Source organism: Mycobacterium sp. OTB74, assembly GCF_029892685.1.
Classification (GTDB): Bacteria; Actinomycetota; Actinomycetes; order Mycobacteriales; family Mycobacteriaceae; genus Mycobacterium.
Genome location: NZ_JARXVD010000009.1, coordinates 146300 through 162821 on the forward strand (window position 1 = coordinate 146300; position 16522 = coordinate 162821).

The following is a 16522-nucleotide window of genomic DNA, read 5'->3' on the forward strand; positions in this document are numbered from 1 at the left end:
ACTCCGGCGGTGGTGGGCGGCCGCCCCGATATGACCAGGTGGACATGTCGCCGGGCAAATGCGCACGGGCGTGATGTGAAAGCAAACCCACTGGGCTGAAAAAGTGAGGCTTGCCACATTCGTCAAACCAACCTACTGTGTGTTCGGTTGGTTGGTTCGAACGAGGGATTTTGCTTTGACTGAGCCGGATGCTCCGAGGCCTTACGCCTCGCTGCTGGCCAAGGGTGAGGACCGCAAGCAGCGGATTCTCGAGGTCGCGGAGCGCATGCTCGCCCGCAATGGCTGGCGCAGCACCTCGTTGGCGCAGATTGCGCGGGAAGCCGGCGTGAGTCCGGCCGGCCTGCTGCATCACTTCGAGTCCAAGGAAGCGCTGCTGGACGCCGTGCTGGATCTGCGCGACGACGACGACAACGCGCACGCCAATCTGTCGGGCGATCTGCCCCACGAGATCGGGCGGGTGGCCGAACGCTTCGTCCGCGCGCCGGAGCTGGTGGGCACCTTCACAGTGCTGCTGATCGAGAACATCGCCGCCGACGCGCCGTTGCACGACCGACTGCTTGGCCGTCAGCGCATGGCCAGCAGCATCGTCGCCGACATCATCCGCACCGGCCAGGACGATGGCCGCTACCGCACAGACATCGACGCGGCCGTCAAGGCCGTGGAAATCCTGGCATTTATCAACGGAATGGAGACCGCATGGCTACTCGACCCTTCGATTCCACTGGTCGCGGTGTTCAAGGGGTACGCCGACTGCCTAGCTCGCGACTTCGCCGTGGAGCAGGTGATCGCGTGACCGCGGTACCGGAGGCCGACATGCGGTACCGCCTCGACGTGGTGGCGCCCAGTGTGGCCGACGTGGTCAGTGCCGCCGGCGGCTGGTTGGTCGACCGGGTCATGGCCGGCTGGGACGTGACCGTGTTGATCCCCAGCGAGCGCTCCGCCGACGACCTGCGTCCGTTGCAGATCCTCGGCGTCGAGATCGGAGATTTGGAATCCGCAATGCAGGTGTGGGAAGAGCGGCCGCACCCGCAGACCGTTGCGGTGGCCGCCGACCTGTTCGCCAGCGACGAGCGGGTGCGCGACGGCGTGCTCGGCGCGTTGGAGCAGGGGCTGACCGAGGTGACGCTGTGGGGCGAGAGCTGGCCGGCTGAGCTGGATGCCACCGTTGACGTCGTGCAACACGAATTGAGCGCTGCGGCACGGGCTTTCAAAACCCAGGCGATGACTGCCATCGGGGCAGGCGGGGCCGTGGACGGTGTCGAGGTGTTCCGCTGCGGCGTCATGGCGTGTCCGTCGGTGGCCGCCGACCTGGTGCCGGCCAGCTAGGATTGGTACGCGCCGAACGTGCGCTCGGGTGCGAAGAACTCGTGAAAGTTCGCACCCAAGCGCACGGTCGGTGAGCTAGATGGTGACCAGAACCTTGCCGATCGCCTCGCCGTCGGCCACGTGTCGCAGTGCGGCGGCGGTGTCCGAAAGGGAGTACTGCTTTCCGATGTGAGGTGTCACCACTCCGGATGTCAGCAGTACCTGCAATTCGGTCTCGTTGCGGGTGAACTCCGCGGACGGGACGTCCTGGAACTGGAAGCCCAGGACGTGAATTCCTTTGACCAGCACCAGGTTCAGTGGAATCCGAGGAATGGTCCCGGACGCATAACCCACCGTCACGAACCGTCCACCGCGGCCCAGCGCCCGCAGTGCCGGTTCGGACAACTCACCGCCGACAGGATCGATCACGGCGGCGGCACCACCGGGCAGGGCCTCCTTCAAAGCAGCTCGCAGATCGACGTTGCGGTAATTGATCGTGGTGCCGGCCCCGTGTTGGATTGCCGCGTCCAGCTTTTCGTCCGACGACGCCACCGCGGTGACCCGGGCGCCCAGGGCGGTGGCCAGGGCCACGGTGGCCAGGCCGACGCCGCCACCGGCGCCGAGCACCACGACATCGTCGCCGGCGCAGACCCGGGCCATCGAACGCAGGCAGTGATACGCGGTGCGGAACGCCACCCCGCAGGCAGCCGCGGTGGCGTCGTCCAGCCCAGCTGGGATCGGTGCCAGCGCCGCAACTGGAACACACACATGCTCGGCGAACGCCCCGTACATCGCGGTACCGGTCACCCGGTCGCCGATGGCGAAACCCGTTGCACCGTCACCTAATGCGGTGACAACGCCGGCGAACTCGCTGCCCGGCACGAAAGGTGGCGGCACACTGACCTGGTACTGGCCGGCCACCAGCAGCACGTCCGGAAAGTTCACCGCCGCGACCGCCACCTGCACGCTGACCTGGCCGGGCTCCGGTGTGGGGGAGTCAAGCTCGCAGACCTGCACCACTTCGGGCGGGCCGTACTTCTGACACACCGCTGCGCGCACGGCTAACCCCGGTAGTCGGTCGAGGCAGCCAGCTCAGCCGCAGACGCCATCAACTCGGGCACGATCGGACCGAATGCCTGCAGCTTGATGTCATCGCCGGCCCGCTGGAAGCCCTGCTCCAGCACGATGGCCAGCTTCCACTTGGCCAGGATCAGGTAGTAGTCAAGGTCATCGACCTGACGCCCCGACACCGCGGAGTAGTGCGCCACCACCTGATCGCGGGTCGGCATGTAGCGCATGTCGACGTAGCCGGTATCGGAAGCCTCTGCGGCAGAAGGGTCCTCGGGCCAGCTCTGGACCATCCAGGCCAGGTCCAGCTTCGGGTCGCCGACGGTACCCATCTCCCAATCGACCAGTGCCGCCAACTGCGCCGGACCGCCGTGCCGGTACATCACGTTGGCGAACTGGTAGTCGCCATGCATGAGGCCGGGAATGAAATCCATTGGCGCGTGGTGGCGTAACCAATCGGTAGCCTCGTCCATACCCTCGATGTTGCGGCCCTTGATGCGGTCGAAGAAGCCGGTCCAACGCTGGACCTGGCGTTCGTGGAAACCTTCCGGGCGACCCAGATCCTGCAGTCCCTTGGCCTGCCAGTCCACCTTGGACAGCAGCGCGATGCCCTCGGCCAGTTGATAACTCAGCCCGGCGCGCAGCTCATGATCGGAATCGAACGGCTCGGGCCAGGTGCGGTGGTCCATCGGTGACCAGCCGTCTACGAAGCCCATGACATAAAACGGCCGCCCTAAAACCGAAGCATCCGAACAGACTCCGATGGCTTTGGTGTGCGGAACCTCGGTATCGTCGAGAGCCTCGATGATCCGCCATTCACGCAGGATGCCCTTGTCCCGGTCGGCCGGGGCGCCCGGGGGTGGGAGCCGGATCACACTGTGGTGCTCTCCGCGGGTGATCAAGTAGATGACGTTCTGGGTGCCGCCGGAGAGGAACTTGGCTTCGGTCACTTCGCCTTTACCAGGCAGGCCGGCGCCGTCCATCCAGGCGGTGAGCCGGGTGAGGCTTTCGGCGGTCAGGGTCTCGCTCACAGGTTTCCTACCTCAAGTTCGCTGCCGGCTGAGCCGGCGATCAGGCCGAGGTATTCGGCGTACTTTGCTTGCGCCGCTTCGCGTTTGCCGGGCAGCCATTCGGTGGGCCACTGCCCTTCGGTGCCGTGGTAGTCACGCAGCACCTGCTTGGCCACAGTGGTCTTGTGCACCTCGGTGGGTCCGTCGGCCAGCCCCATGACGGCGGCGCCGGTGACCATACCTAGCAGCGGCAGTTCGTTGGTGACACCCAGGGCACCGTGCACTTGCATTGCCCGCCAGGCGATATCGTGCAACACCGTCGGCATGACGACCTTGACCGCGGCGATGTCCTTGCGGACCTTCTTGTAGTCGTTGTACTTGTCGATCTTCCAGGCGGTGTGCAGCACGAACAGCCGGAACTGCTGCAGCTGTGCCCAGGAATCGGCAATGTAGCCCTGGATGGCCTGCTTGTCGGCCAGCAGACTGCCCGCGGTGTGCCGCGACAGTGCCCGCTCGCACATCATGTCGAGGGCCTTCTGCGCCAGCCCGATGGTGCGCATGGCGTGGTGAATGCGGCCGCCGCCCAGTCGGGTCTGTGCGATGACGAAAGCCTGGCCTTCGCCGCCGAGCAATGCCGAGCTCGGTACCCGCACATTGTCGTAGTGGATCAGCGCGTGCGAACCGTGCCCGTCGGACTCGCCATACAGCGCCGAATTGCGCACGATGTTCACCCCGGGGGTGTCGGTCGGCACCATGAACATCGACATGCCTTGGTAGGCACTGACTTCCGGGTTGGTCACCACCATGACGATCAGGAACGACGCGGTGGAAGCGTTGGAGGAGAAGAACTTGTAGCCGTTGATCACCCAGTCGTCACCGTCGCGCACTGCGGAGGTTGTGAACTGGGTCGGGTCGGCACCGCCCTGAGGCTCGGTCATGGAGTAGCAGGAGAAAACCTCACCGTCGAGCAGCGGGCGTAGGTACTGCTCCTTCTGCTCCGCGGTGCCGTAGTGCGCGATGATCTCGGCGTTACCGGTGTCGGGTGCCTGGCAGCCGAAGACGATCGGTGCCCACTGGCAGCGGCCCAGAATCTCGTTGAGCAGCGCCAACTTCAGCTGGCCGTGGCCCTGTCCGCCGAGTTCGGGGCCAAGATGGGTGGCCCACAAGCCTTTTGCGCGCACTCGATCCTTGAGCGGGTCGATCACCTTGCGGCGTGTCTCATCGAGTGGGGTGAACTGCAGGTGCGGCCAGATCAGGTCGAGCGGCTCGACCTCGTCGCGCACGAACGCGTCAGCCCAGTCCAGAAGTTCCTGAAATTCTGGGTCGGTTTCGAAATCCCAAGCCATGCGGCCTCCTTCAGTTGGGGTTGGTCTGGATACCGGTGATCAGGGTGGCGATGTCGGCGCTGACCACGTCGGCGAATGATCTGGCGCCGAATGAGCCGGCAGCCCAGTGCCGAGCGCCCTCGCTGACGAAAGTCATCGCCAGATATGTCAGGTGGTTGACATCGACGGAGGCCGGTAGCTTGCCGTCGTCGCGGGCGCGGGTGAACAGCTCGGTGAACATGCCACCGTCGAGGTCGGCAGGAGCGCCGTCTGTATCGGATTTGCCGGCTCGGCCGGCTGTGTCGGATTTGCCGGCTCGGCCGGCTGTGTCGGATTTGCCGGCTCGGCCGTCTGTGTCGGATGTGCCGGCTCGGCCGGCGGCGAGGATGCGGTGCTCGTGGCGGTAGCCCTCAAGGATGGTCTCGATGACCAGTTCGCGTGGGTTGCGGGTCATGGATTTCTCCATGCTGTGCAGTGCCGCGGTGATTACGTCTGCGATGTCGTAGTCGGGCCCGGCCAGCTGGTTGGCGATGGCGCGCTGGGCCGAGCGGGTCGACATGATGCCGACCTCGAACAGCACGTCCTCTTTGCGCGGGAAGTAGAAGTAGAACAGCGCTTTGGAAACGCCGGCAGCGCGGCAGATGTCGGCGACGGTGGTGTTGGCGTAGCCGTTGGTGCGCCACAGTGCCATCGCGGCCTGTACCAGCATCCGCTTGGTTTCCTTTGAGCGGGTCTGGCTCAGCGATGCCCGACGCTGACCACGGTCAGCGGTCATAGCGGCATCGTTGCTTTGCATAGTCGCACCGTATCGCGATTTTTAGAATTTGACCAGGGTCAACTATTCGCCCGGTGTCAACGGGTTCGGTGGACCCGGAGGCCGGGGGCGTTGACGAGGACCCAGCGGCTGTGAAAATCTGATGTTCAATAGTGAGAGTCGTGTTCTCCTATTGCGAGATCGCTGAAACGGAGCGCAGATGGCGGACAGCCTGACCGACATGGATTTCTTCCGGGACGACCGGCTGGTTGCCGATCCGTACCCGTACTTCGAGGCGCTGCGCAGCAAGTGCCCGGTGTCTCCGGAGAACCACCACGGCGTCACCATGGTCAGCGGCTGGGACGAGGCCGTGGCCATCTACAACGATGCCGACACCTTCTCCTCGGTCACCTCGGTGACCGGCCCGTTCCCCGGCTTCCCGGTGCCGCTGGAGGGCAAGAGCAAGGACGAGATCAACGAGCTGATCGAAAAGCACCGTCCCGAAGTGCCTTTCAGCGACCAGCTGCCCACGCTGGACCCGCCGACCCACACCAACCACCGTGCCCTGCTGATGCGGCTGATCACGCCCAAGCGCCTCAAGGAAAACGAGGACGCGATGTGGAAGCTGGCCGACGAGGTGCTCGACACCTTCCTGGAGACGGGTGAGGGGGAGTTCATCAAGGGCTTCGCCAGCCCGTTCACCCTGCTGGTGATCGCCGACCTGCTCGGCATCCCCGGGGAGGATCGGGACAGCTTCATCAACGGCATCAGCCACAACGCCGGCGGTGGCGTGGGTGGTACCGGCGAAGAGGCACTGGCACACAGCCCGTTGGAATTCCTCTATGACCTGTTCGCCTCGTACGTTCAGGACCGGCGCGATCACCCCCGTGACGACGTGATGACCGGGATGGCCCAGGCCACCTTCCCCGATGGTTCCACTCCGGACGTCGGGGACGTTGCGCGCGTTGCCACCAACGTGTTTTCGGCCGGTCAGGAGACCACGGTCCGACTGCTCGGCACGGCGCTGAAGGTGATCGGTGAGCATCCCGAGATTCAGCAGCGGCTGCGCGAAGACCGCAGCCTGATCCCGAACTTCATCGAAGAGTGCCTGCGCATCGAGAGCCCGGTGAAGGGCGACTTCCGGCTGTCCCGTTGCCCGGTGACCGTCGGTGAGACCGAGCTGAGCGAAGGCACCACGGTGATGGTGCTCAACGGCGCCGCCAACCGCGACCCGCGCCGCTTCGAGGATCCCGATACCTTCGATCCCGCCCGCAAGAACGCCCGTCAGCACCTGGCCTTCGGCCGGGGTATCCACAGCTGCCCGGGTGCGCCGCTGGCCCGCGCCGAGACCAAGGTCGCCCTGGAGCGGCTGCTGGACCGCACCACCGATATCCGGATCTCTGAAGCCAAGCATGGCTCCCCGGACAATCGGAACTACCGATACATCCCGACGTTCATCCTGCGCGGCCTGATCGACCTGCATCTCGAGTTCGACAGGGCGTGAGGTCATGAAAGCTGTTGTTGACGAGGACCGTTGCCGCGGCCATGGCATGTGCCTGACGATCTGCCCCGAGGTGTTCACCATCGGCGACGGTGGCTACGCCGAGGTTCTGGTCGACGAGGTACCTGCCGAACATGTTGCGGCAGTGGCCGAAGCCGTCAGTTGTTGTCCCGAGCAAGCCATCAGCACCGAAGGAGAATAGAAGTGGCCAAAGGCTACATCGTCATCACCGAGACCATCACCGATCCTGAGGGGATGAAGGAATACGGCAAGCTGGCCAGCCAGGCCATGGGCGGCGCCACCGTGCTGTCGGTGGATCAGACGCCGACGGTGCTCGAAGGTTCCTGGGAGTGCACCCAGACCGTACTGCTGGAGTTCGAATCTGTTCAGGCAGCCAAGGATTGGTACTACTCGGACGCCTATCAGGCTGCGGCCAAGTTGCGTCAGGCCGCCGCTGACTGCAACGGGGTCATCCTGTCGGGGTTCTGATCCAATTCGCGGGGCGGACGTACAGCGCCGGTCAGCCTCGCATGGCACCGTGCGGTTTCTGCGGCACCATGCGGTCATAGACCGACCAGACGATCGCTTCGTGCTCGGTCGCGTCGATCCGTCCAGCTGCGAGCGCTCGGTCTGCCATCACGAGTTTGGTGGCCAGGCAACGTATTTCGGTGAGTTGCCGCTCGCCGATCGGGTCCTCGACACCTGGCATCTGGAATACGGTGAGGACTCGGACCCGGCCACGATTGGCGCCGGCCAACGCTGCGACGGCGGCTATGGCCGCCAGGCATGTCCCGGTGGCCATAGCCACCGCCATGCCAGGTGAGGTGCCGGGCGCCAGCGGTAGTTGGATGAGCAGCCAGCCGGTGATACCCCACAGGGGCCACAATCGGTACAGCCGCAGCAGCACCCGCTCGTCACGCGAGATACCCGGCGCATACACCACGAGCGTGTAGCGGGTGACCCCGTACCGGGTAAGGCAGGTGCTCATCGACCCCCAACTGGGTCCGCGGTCGAGCAGCTGCAACCACCTCGGCGAGGAATCGGTATCGCCCATACATTCAGGTCTACTACGGTGTGGGCGTCGTGCCGAGGTTCCATACGACTTCTATACGGCCGGCGGTCTGATGTTGATGGTAGTGGCATTGCTAACACCTGCCGTGAATCCGAAGGGGCCCAATGAGTTTGCATTTTGATCTGTCGTCACGACGGGTGCTGATCACCGGCGCCGGACAGGGTGTCGGTAGGGGGCTGGCGCTGGCGTTCGCTGCCGCGGGCGCAGAGGTTCTGGTCAACGATCTACGGTCGGAACGCGCGACTGAGGTCGTCCAGGAGATCCAGACCGGCGGCGGTCGCGCGCAACCGCTGGCCTTCGACGTCACCGAGTACCACGCGGTCACTGCGGCGATCTCCGGCGTCGGCGCCGTCGACATCCTCGTCAACAACGCCGGCAATGCGGGTGCCGAAGGCTTTTCCACCAGGACTCCGTTCGCGCAGACCTCGCCCGCCGACTGGGCGCCGTTCCTTCAGGTGAACCTCTACGGCGTCCTGAATTGCACACGTGCGGTGCTACCGGCGATGGTCGACCAGAAATGGGGCCGCCTCGTGACGATCGTCTCGGACGCCGGCCGGACGGGCGACGCCAACGGCGCCGTCTACGGAGCGGCGAAAGCCGGTGCCGCGGGCTTGATGCGCTCGATTGCGCTCGAGGTGGGGCGCTACGGGATCACCGCCAACAATATTGCGCTCGGGACCATGCGGACCCCACTGACAGAGCCGCTGTGGGCGCAGATGGCCGATTCGCCGCAGGCCAAGGCGATCCTGCAGCCTTACGCGATCCGCAGGCCGGGGCTTCCGGAGGATGTCACTCACCTTGCTGTGCTGCTGGCCAGCGATGCGGGGTCCTGGATCACGGGGCAGACTATCCCCATCAACGGTGGTTACTCGTTCGCCCTTTAGGAACGATTGCCCCGTCCGCTGTGATTGCGTGCGATAATCGCACCATTTGTGATGCGGATTACCCAAAAGTTTGACCAGCTAGGTATATTACGCATGAAAGTACATATGTAATGCCGACGAGCTCGCTCTCCATTGGCATGTCGGGCTTGATCGGAGGGTGCCGTCGATGAGTGCCACCAACGCTGGGCGATCCAAGATCGGCCACCTCATCCGGGTGCTGGCGCTGCCCATTGTGCTGGGCTGGTTTGCGCTCAATATCGGCACCAGCACGCTGGTGCCGCCGCTGGAGAAGGTTGGCGAGGCGCATACTGTCGGCCTCAGCGCCAAGGATGCGCCGGCCATGATCGCCATGAAGCGGATCGGCGCAAATTTCGGTGAGTTCGACTCCGACAGCAACGCCATGATCGTGCTGGAGGGGGACCAGCCACTCGGCGCCGACGCGCACCACTACTACGACGGTCTGGTCGCGAAACTGGGTGCGGACACCGCACACGTCGAGCACGTCGCTGACTTCTGGAGCGACCCGCTGACCGCCGTCGGCTCGCAGAGCAGCGACGGCAAATCCGCCTACGTCCAGGTCTACCTACACGGTAACCAGGGCGAGACCCTCGCCAACGACTCCGTCGCCGCGGTGCGCGACACCATCGCGCACTCGAATCCGCCCGCCGGACTCAAGGTCTTCGTCGCCGGCGGCGCCCCGATCGTCTCGGACCAGCACCATGCGGGTGACAAGAGCATCGCCAAGGTCACCGCCATCACCCTGATCGTGATCGCCGCGATGCTGCTACTCGTCTACCGGTCCGTGGTCACCATGATCCTGATTTTGTTGATGGTGTTCCTCGAACTCGGCGCTGCCCGCGGCGTCGTAGCGTTCCTGGCCAACACCAACATCATCGGGTTGTCGACATTCGCGGTGAACCTGCTGACCTTGATGGTCATTGCGGCGGGTACCGACTACGCGATCTTCGCGATCGGTCGTTACCAGGAGGCTCGCGGTGCCGGCGAGGACCGGGAAACCGCGTACTACACCATGTTCCGCGGCACCGCACACGTGGTGCTCGGATCGGGCCTGACCATCGCCGGCGCCATGCTCTGCCTGAGCTTCACCCGGCTGCCGTACTTCCAGACCATGGGCGTGCCATGCGCGATCGGTACGTTGGTTGCGGTCATCGCGGCACTGACGCTGGGCCCGGCCGTCATCACCATCGGTAGCCGGTTCGGCCGATTCGAACCCAAGCGGGCGATCCGCTCTCGTGGTTGGCGTCGAGTCGGCGTCGTCGTCGTGCGCTGGCCCGCACCGGTGCTCGTCGGCACCATTGCGCTGGCGCTCATCGGGCTGGTGACCCTGCCGGGCTACAAGACCAACTACGACGCCCGTCGCTACCTGCCGGCCGACCTGTCCGCCAACGTCGGATATGCCGCCGCCGAACGCCATTTCAACGCCTCGCGGATGAATCCCGAGCTGTTGATGATCGAAACTGACCACGACCTGCGTAACTCGGCGGACTTCCTGGTGATCAACAAGATCGCCAAGGCCATTGTGCGTACGCCCGGAGTCGCGCGGGTGCAGACCATCACCCGGCCCGATGGCAAGCCCATCAAGCACACGACCATTCCGTTCATCATGGGCATGCAGGGCGTGACTCAGAAGATGAACGAGAAGTACATGCAGGACATGATGGCCAACATGCTGACGCAGGCCAATGACATGCAGGTCAGCATCGACTCGATGACCAAGATGCAGAGCATCACCACGCAGATGGCCGCCACGACACACGACTTGGTGACCAAGATGGTGGTCACGACCGCCGATATCGGCGATCTGCGTGATCACATCGCGGATTTCGACGACTTCTTCCGGCCGATCCGCAACTACCTGTACTGGGAACCGCACTGCTACGACATCCCGGTCTGCTGGTCCATCCGCTCGGTGTTCGACACCTTGGACGGCATCGACACGATGAGTGACGACATTCAGAACCTGATGCCGGACATGCTCAAGCTGGACAAGCTGATGCCGCAGATGGTCGCTCTGATGCCCGACATGATCGCGACCATGACCAAGATGAAGCAGTACATGCTGACCATGTACCAGACCCAGAAAGGTCAGCAGGACCAACGATCGGCTGCGCAGGACAACGCGTCGGCCATGGGTGAGGCATTCGACAACGCGCTCAATGACGATTCCTTCTACATGCCGCCAGAAGCCTTCGACAACAAGGACTTCAAGCGCGGCATGAAGAACTTCATCTCGCCGGACGGTAAGTCGGTGCGGTTCATCATTCAGCATGAAGGCGACCCGGCGACACCCGAAGGCATCGCCCACGTCGAGCCGATCAAACAGGCAGCCAAGGAAGCCATCAAGGGCACCCCGCTCGAGGGTTCCAAGATCTATCTGGCCGGGACCGCTGCCACCTACAAAGACATGCACGACGGTTCGCAATACGACCTCATGATTGCCGGAATCGCCGCGGTGTCACTGATATTCGTCATCATGCTGCTCATCACCCGAAGCCTGGTGGCAGCTGGGGTGATCGTCGGCACGGTGCTGCTGTCGTTGGGCGCGTCCTTCGGCATGTCGGTTCTGCTCTGGCAGCACCTGCTCGGTCTTGAGCTGCACTGGATGGTGCTGGCCATGTCGGTCATCCTGCTGTTGGCGGTCGGTTCCGACTACAACCTGCTGCTCGTGTCCCGCTTCAAGGAAGAGCTTCACGGTGGGTTGAAGACCGGGATCATCCGTGCCATGGCGGGAACCGGGTCGGTGGTCACCTCGGCCGGGCTGGTGTTCGCCTTCACCATGGCGTCATTCACCTTCAGTGATCTGAAGGTCATGGCGCAGGTCGGCAGCACCATCGCGCTCGGCCTGATGTTCGATACTCTGATCGTGCGGTCGTTCATGACGCCGGCACTGGCTGCGTTGTTGGGCAAGTGGTTCTGGTGGCCGCAGGTCATCCGCCAGCAAGCGTCCGATCGGCGGCTGGCGGCGGCAGGCATCGAGCCGGACCGCGTGGCTCGGTAGGAGCGCAGCGCAGGCTCTTTGACGCCCATGGTCGCGGGTCGGCCATCGGCGTCGTCCGTATTTCTGCTGGTTAGCGCACTCGGCGAGCTGTGTGCTGCGCCTGGGTCTAGCCATTGCCGACTAACCTACGGTACCGTAACTTACGGAATCGTAGGTTGGTCTTTATGTCGGGCCGGAGGCCCGGCGATCGTCGAGGGGGTTGACCCATGGACAAGCAAGTAGCCGTGCTGCACGAACTGGAACCTGTCGTCGCGCAGAACCTGGACCGCCATCTGTCGATGGCGCGGGAGTGGTTCCCCCACGATTACGTTCCGTGGAGTCGCGGGCGTGATTTCGCCTTCCTCGGCGGCGAGGACTGGAATCCCGAGGACTCGCCATTGGACCCGGTCGCGAAGGTGGCCATGACGGTCAACCTGCTCACCGAGGACAACCTGCCCTCGTATCACCGGGAGATCGCCACGCGCTTCTCCCGTGACGGCGCCTGGGGTGCCTGGGTCGGGCAGTGGACCGCCGAGGAAGGTCGCCACAGCATCGCCCTCCGCGACTACCTGGTGGTGACTCGCGGCGTAGATCCCGTTGCGCTGGAACGCCTTCGGATGGAGCACACGGTGGCCGGCTACGACTCGGGCGACAAGACCCCGTTGGCGGTGCTGGCCTACGTGTCCTTCCAGGAACTGGCCACTCGCGTCTCGCACCGCAATACCGGGCGTGCCTCGGGCTGCCCGATTGCCGACCAGTTGCTGGCCCGAATCGCGGCCGATGAAAACCTGCACATGGTGTTCTACCGAAACCTGATGGCCGCGGCGCTGGACATCATGCCGGATGCCGCGATGGCGGCGGTTCGCGACGAGGTGATCAACTTCGCGATGCCCGGCCAGGGGATGAGTGATTTTGCACAGAACGCGATAACGATCGCCAAGGCCGGCATCTACGATCTGCGCATCCATCATGACGAGGTGCTGATCCCGGTCCTGCGATTCTGGAACATCTTCGAGCGCAACGATTTCGGCCCGCAAGGCGAGAAAGCTCGCGAAGAGGTGGCGGGGTTCCTTGACCTGCTCGACGAGCGCGCACGGTATTACGAGGAGAAGGCCAGTCGTCGCACCGCGCAGGTGGCCGGGTAGTCCGCCATCGGCCGCATCATCGCCGGGTGCTGGCGATCAATTCGGCCACCATCGCGCGGGCCAAGGTGATCGGTGCGGTGGAGCGCTCCAGCTTCGATGCGGTCAGCGCGCCGTCGTAGATCAGTTGGACTTGTTGGGCCGCGGCATTGGGGTTGGATACTTCGGCTTCCCGCAGCAGCGTGCTCAGCTGGGTGAGCACCCATACGCGATGGGCCCGAACCGGTTCCAGGGTGTCGTCCGGAAATTCGGTGGCCGCATTGGCGTACAGACAGCCGCGGAATTGGCGCTTGCGCGCAGCGGCGTCGGCGAGGTCGAAGAACGCCAGCAGCTTGTCCACCGGATCATCGAGCCCTGAAGTCCGCGCTTCCCAGCGCTTGCGATCAGCCTGATCCAATTCATTCAGGTAGGCGATCACCAAAGCGTCCTTGGATCCGTACGAGCTGTACAAACTGGCCTTCGCAACCCCGGCCTCGCGCAGGATCTGATCGATACCGACAGCCCTAATCCCTTGGGCTGCAAACAGATTCGAGGCAGTCGCGAGGAGTCGCTGAGCCGGCCCGGTGCTGTCAGGTCGGGTCGTCGGCTGGTCGTGCGGTCGGGTCTGAGTCGCGCTCATATCTGCACCCTAACCGAGGTGGCATCGGTAGACAGACCGGTCTGTCCGTGCGAGTGTCACGGGTGTCACTGCCGCCGAAGACAGGAACACACCGTGACTCTGTACCTCTACGAAATCGCCGGACTGCCGGGCCGGCCCGAGGTCGACCAAGCCATCAAGACGGTCGACGCCGAAGTGCACCGGGCTGGCGGAGAACTCATCGAGGCCCAGGTGACAGGACAGCACCGGGCGTTCATCGTGGCCGAGTTCGGCTCTGGCCCAGCGGATATCGACGCTGCCACCGTCGGCGCTTCCGAACTCACCGGTCCAGCATGCATGGTCGCGCCACACATCTCCCAGGAAGGTGTGACTGCCGTGGTGCTGCCGGCGATTCGCGGGCAGGTGCAGACCGGTATCCGGGTCGCGCTCGGTATCGCCTGGGTGGTCCTGGTGCCGGCGGAAATGCTCGGTGTGCGTTCGGGTTTGGGCTACCAGGTGCTCAACGCCCGAGATCAGCTCGCCTACGACCAGGTAGTAGCGGTGATCGTGGTGATCGGCGCACTCGGTTTCGTGCTGGACCTCGCTGCCCGCTGGCTCGTCTCGCTTCGCGAGAGAAGCGCTAATGCGGGATGAGCGGGCCGATGGGCGTGGTGGTGGTCGCGTGCACCAGCAACTCAGCCAGCTCGCGCGGCTGGCTGAGGAACGGTGAGTGCGACGTGTCGATGCTCAGTTGCTCGACCCCGAGCCGGCGCGCCACGGTATCGGCCAACCAGCGCGGCATTGAGCGGTCCTGCTCGCACACGATGAAACTGCGCGGCAAATCGGCCGCCCAGAAGGCCGGCACCGACACCGGCGTAACCGTGGTATCGCCGAATCGCTCGGGGCCCAGCCGGTCGAAGGCCCAGCGGGCCGTCGCCTCGTCGCAGTCGTGGTAGAAGTACTTCCACGCACCCTCGAAGTCGGCGAACGTCATGGCGCCGGCCTCGTCAAAATGTAGGTACGCGAGCATCTCTCCGACATCGGCGTCGAAGCCTTCGTCCAACTCGGAGTCGTCGCGCATGGCCATGGCCTCGGGGTAGGTGCGCCCCTCCCTGGGTAGCGCCGCCGCCAAATAGGCTATGTGGCTTACCTTTTCGGGTGCAGCGTCCGCGGCCAGGGTTGCGTCGAACCCGCCACCGGAATGGCCAACCAGTACATCCCCAGGCTCCAGGACCGAGACGGTGGCATCACGCCGGTTGGCCAGCGTGGACTCCTGTTCTGCCAACGCCCCGTGCCCGGGCAGATCGACCGCAATGCCCTCATGGCCCAACGACTCCAACTCGGTGATCACCCGCTTCCAGCACCAGGCCGCGTGAAAACCACCGTGTACGAAGACAAATCGCACGTGGCTACTCCTCGATGGAGATGGCCTGGCGCGGGCACTGCCGGACGGCCTCGCGCACCGCGTGCTCGTTCTCCGGGGTCACCTCGTCGGTAAGCAGGTTCAGGTAGTCCTGCTCGTCCACCTCGAACACATCAGGGGCCAGCCCCATGCAGACCGCGTTGCTCTCACACAACTCGAAGTCCACCACGATTTTCTTGCTCACTTGAGAATCCTCACCGGCACGCGGGCATAGCCTGCGACGTTCTGCATGCGGACTCGCTCCAACCCGGCGAAGTCGACCTCGTAGCGCGGCATGAAATCGAGCAGCTTCTCCAGCGCGATGACGCTCTCCATCCGCGCCAGTGCCGCACCCAAACAGCTGTGAATTCCGTACCCCAGCCCCAGGTTCTGCGACTCGGTGCGGTCCCGCTCGATATCGAACGTGTCGGCATCGGTGAACGCATCGGGGTCACGGTTGGCGGCGGCGCTGATGAGGAACACCGGCTTGCCCGCTGGGATGACCCCGCTCGGGACGTGGGCCTCTTTGAGGGTGTAACGCACGTTGTACTGCACGGGCCCCTCGAACCGGAGCAGCTCTTCCACCGCGGCGGGGATCAGTTCGCGGTTGTCGAGCAGCTTTTGCCATTGGTCGGGGTGCTTGGCGAACAACACCACCGCGGTGCCGATGAGTTTGGTGACGGTCTCAGCCCCAGCCCCGCCGAGCAGGGTCGCGAAGCCGGTGATCTCGATGTCGTCGAGCTTGTGCAGCTGGCCGTCCTCGCGGGGGATCTCCGCGGCAATCAGCCGGCTGATCATGTCGTCCTGCGGGTTCTCGCGGCGCTTCTGCACCAGTGAGTAGTAGTAGATCCCGGTGTCGATGTTGGCCTGCATCCCGGCTTCGGAGTAGCCGATCTGGCCAGGCTCCCGGGACAGGCTGGTGTCGATCCAGTGCCGCACCATCTGCCGGTACTCGGGCTCGACACCGGCCATCCGGGTGATCACCTCGACCGGGAAGGGGCCGGAGAAATCGTGTACCACGTCGAACTCATCGGAGTCGATCTGGCCGAGGTAGCGGTCGATCTGCTCGATGATGGTGTCCCGCTGGGCCTGGACGGCGCGCGGGGTGAAGGCCTTGTTGAGCAGGCTGCGCATGTGCCGGTGGTCCGGCGGATCCATGAAGATGATGGACTTCTGCGGCGCTTCGTCGCTCTGCACCATGGCCAGGTCGCACCCGCGTGACGAGGAGAACGCGTCGTGGTCCTTGAGCGCCGCGGCGACGTCAGCATGCCGGGTCAGCGCGTAGAAGTCCTGATCGGCGCTGTAGTACAGCGGGGCTTCGTTGCGCATACGCCGGTAGATCTCGAACGGGTTGTTGAAGTACTCCTCGGAGAAGGGATCGAAAACGAGTTCGGCCGTTGTCATTCCTGGTCCTCCTTCGGGACTGGATTGCCGCCCCAGGCATTACGGAAAACTATCAAACTGTAACGGTGACAGTATGCCTC

Annotated in this window: 17 protein-coding genes and 1 pseudogene; 9 read left to right on the top strand and 9 right to left on the bottom strand. The window is 64.2% G+C overall.

From position 1 onward, the window contains the following. The first annotated feature begins 175 nt into the window (after positions 1–175). Together M2432_RS14430 and M2432_RS14435 are read left to right on the top strand one after the other, a co-directional pair. Positions 176–793, top strand: coding sequence for a TetR/AcrR family transcriptional regulator (locus tag M2432_RS14430; RefSeq protein WP_280827496.1), 618 nt, complete (start codon positions 176–178; stop codon positions 791–793). 20 nt (positions 794–813) lie between these two features. Next, positions 814–1326 (top strand): hypothetical protein, encoded by a 513-nt coding sequence (locus M2432_RS14435; RefSeq protein WP_280827560.1) that lies wholly within the window; start codon positions 814–816, stop codon positions 1324–1326. 75 nt (positions 1327–1401) lie between these two features. Here M2432_RS14435 and M2432_RS14440 read toward each other — a convergent pair whose 3' ends face one another. Genes M2432_RS14440 through M2432_RS14455 form a run of 4 tightly spaced genes read right to left on the bottom strand, consistent with a single transcriptional unit; the run spans position 1402 to position 5504 of the window. Continuing rightward, entirely contained in the window at positions 1402–2364 is a 963-nt protein-coding gene (locus M2432_RS14440) for an NADPH:quinone oxidoreductase family protein (RefSeq protein ID WP_280827497.1), read from the bottom strand. A gap of 2 nt (positions 2365–2366) precedes the next feature. After that, positions 2367–3356 (bottom strand): phosphotransferase family protein, encoded by a 990-nt coding sequence (locus tag M2432_RS14445; protein WP_280827561.1) that lies wholly within the window; start codon positions 3354–3356, stop codon positions 2367–2369. Between the two features lie 44 nt (positions 3357–3400). Further along, positions 3401–4729: an acyl-CoA dehydrogenase family protein gene (locus M2432_RS14450; protein WP_280827498.1), complete on the bottom strand. Its 1329-nt coding sequence runs from the start codon at positions 4727–4729 to the stop codon at positions 3401–3403. Positions 4730–4739: 10 nt separating this feature from the next. Next, the gene (locus tag M2432_RS14455) at positions 4740–5504 is read right to left on the bottom strand and encodes a TetR/AcrR family transcriptional regulator (RefSeq protein WP_280827499.1); all 765 of its coding nucleotides are present in this window, start codon (positions 5502–5504) and stop codon (positions 4740–4742) included. Positions 5505–5682: 178 nt separating this feature from the next. On the opposite strand from M2432_RS14455, the gene M2432_RS14460 reads away from it, so the two are divergent. From M2432_RS14460 to M2432_RS14470, 3 genes are read left to right on the top strand one after another with little or no spacing between them, the layout of a single operon-like run. Further along, entirely contained in the window at positions 5683–6966 is a 1284-nt protein-coding gene (locus M2432_RS14460; RefSeq protein WP_280827500.1) for a cytochrome P450, read from the top strand. Positions 6967–6970: 4 nt separating this feature from the next. Continuing rightward, on the top strand, positions 6971–7165 hold the full coding sequence (locus M2432_RS14465) for a ferredoxin (protein WP_280827501.1): 195 nt from the start codon (positions 6971–6973) through the stop codon (positions 7163–7165). Between the two features lie 2 nt (positions 7166–7167). Beyond that, a complete protein-coding gene (locus M2432_RS14470) occupies positions 7168–7452 on the top strand; it encodes a DUF1330 domain-containing protein (RefSeq protein ID WP_280827502.1) in 285 nt (94 codons plus the stop codon). 31 nt (positions 7453–7483) lie between these two features. Here the strand turns inward: M2432_RS14470 and M2432_RS14475 are convergent, their stop codons facing one another. Next, on the bottom strand, positions 7484–8017 hold the full coding sequence (locus M2432_RS14475) for a DUF6611 family protein (RefSeq protein WP_280827503.1): 534 nt from the start codon (positions 8015–8017) through the stop codon (positions 7484–7486). Between the two features lie 122 nt (positions 8018–8139). Between M2432_RS14475 and M2432_RS14480 the strand changes: the two genes are divergently transcribed. From M2432_RS14480 to M2432_RS14490, 3 genes are all read left to right on the top strand, one after another. Then, positions 8140–8919, top strand: a complete 780-nt coding sequence (locus tag M2432_RS14480) for an SDR family NAD(P)-dependent oxidoreductase (RefSeq protein WP_280827504.1) — start codon at positions 8140–8142, stop codon at positions 8917–8919. A gap of 166 nt (positions 8920–9085) precedes the next feature. Beyond that, a complete protein-coding gene (locus M2432_RS14485) occupies positions 9086–11938 on the top strand; it encodes an MMPL family transporter (protein ID WP_280827505.1) in 2853 nt (950 codons plus the stop codon). A 206-nt stretch (positions 11939–12144) separates the two neighbouring features. Beyond that, the gene (locus M2432_RS14490) at positions 12145–13062 is read left to right on the top strand and encodes an acyl-ACP desaturase (RefSeq protein WP_280827506.1); all 918 of its coding nucleotides are present in this window, start codon (positions 12145–12147) and stop codon (positions 13060–13062) included. A 16-nt stretch (positions 13063–13078) separates the two neighbouring features. Here M2432_RS14490 and M2432_RS14495 read toward each other — a convergent pair whose 3' ends face one another. Then, positions 13079–13678 carry a TetR family transcriptional regulator gene (locus tag M2432_RS14495; protein WP_280827507.1) on the bottom strand — a complete coding sequence of 200 codons (600 nt, stop codon included), beginning with the start codon at positions 13676–13678 and terminating at the stop codon, positions 13079–13081. 351 nt (positions 13679–14029) lie between these two features. On the opposite strand from M2432_RS14495, the pseudogene M2432_RS14500 reads away from it, so the two are divergent. Next, positions 14030–14290: pseudogene (locus tag M2432_RS14500) on the top strand (ABC transporter permease subunit); the annotation flags it as partial. Here M2432_RS14500 and M2432_RS14505 read toward each other — a convergent pair. The 3 genes from M2432_RS14505 to M2432_RS14515 are packed head-to-tail and all read right to left on the bottom strand — an operon-like array spanning position 14277 to position 16442. Continuing rightward, positions 14277–15041 (bottom strand): alpha/beta fold hydrolase, encoded by a 765-nt coding sequence (locus M2432_RS14505; RefSeq protein ID WP_280827508.1) that lies wholly within the window; start codon positions 15039–15041, stop codon positions 14277–14279. The pseudogene M2432_RS14500 and the gene M2432_RS14505 sit on opposite strands and share 14 nt — an antisense overlap. Before the next feature lie 4 nt (positions 15042–15045). After that, positions 15046–15243, bottom strand: coding sequence for a ferredoxin (locus M2432_RS14510; RefSeq protein WP_280827509.1), 198 nt, complete (start codon positions 15241–15243; stop codon positions 15046–15048). After that, positions 15240–16442 carry a cytochrome P450 gene (locus M2432_RS14515; protein WP_280827510.1) on the bottom strand — a complete coding sequence of 401 codons (1203 nt, stop codon included), beginning with the start codon at positions 16440–16442 and terminating at the stop codon, positions 15240–15242. The genes M2432_RS14510 and M2432_RS14515 overlap by 4 nt, the downstream gene beginning before the upstream one ends. Positions 16443–16522: the final 80 nt, after the last annotated feature.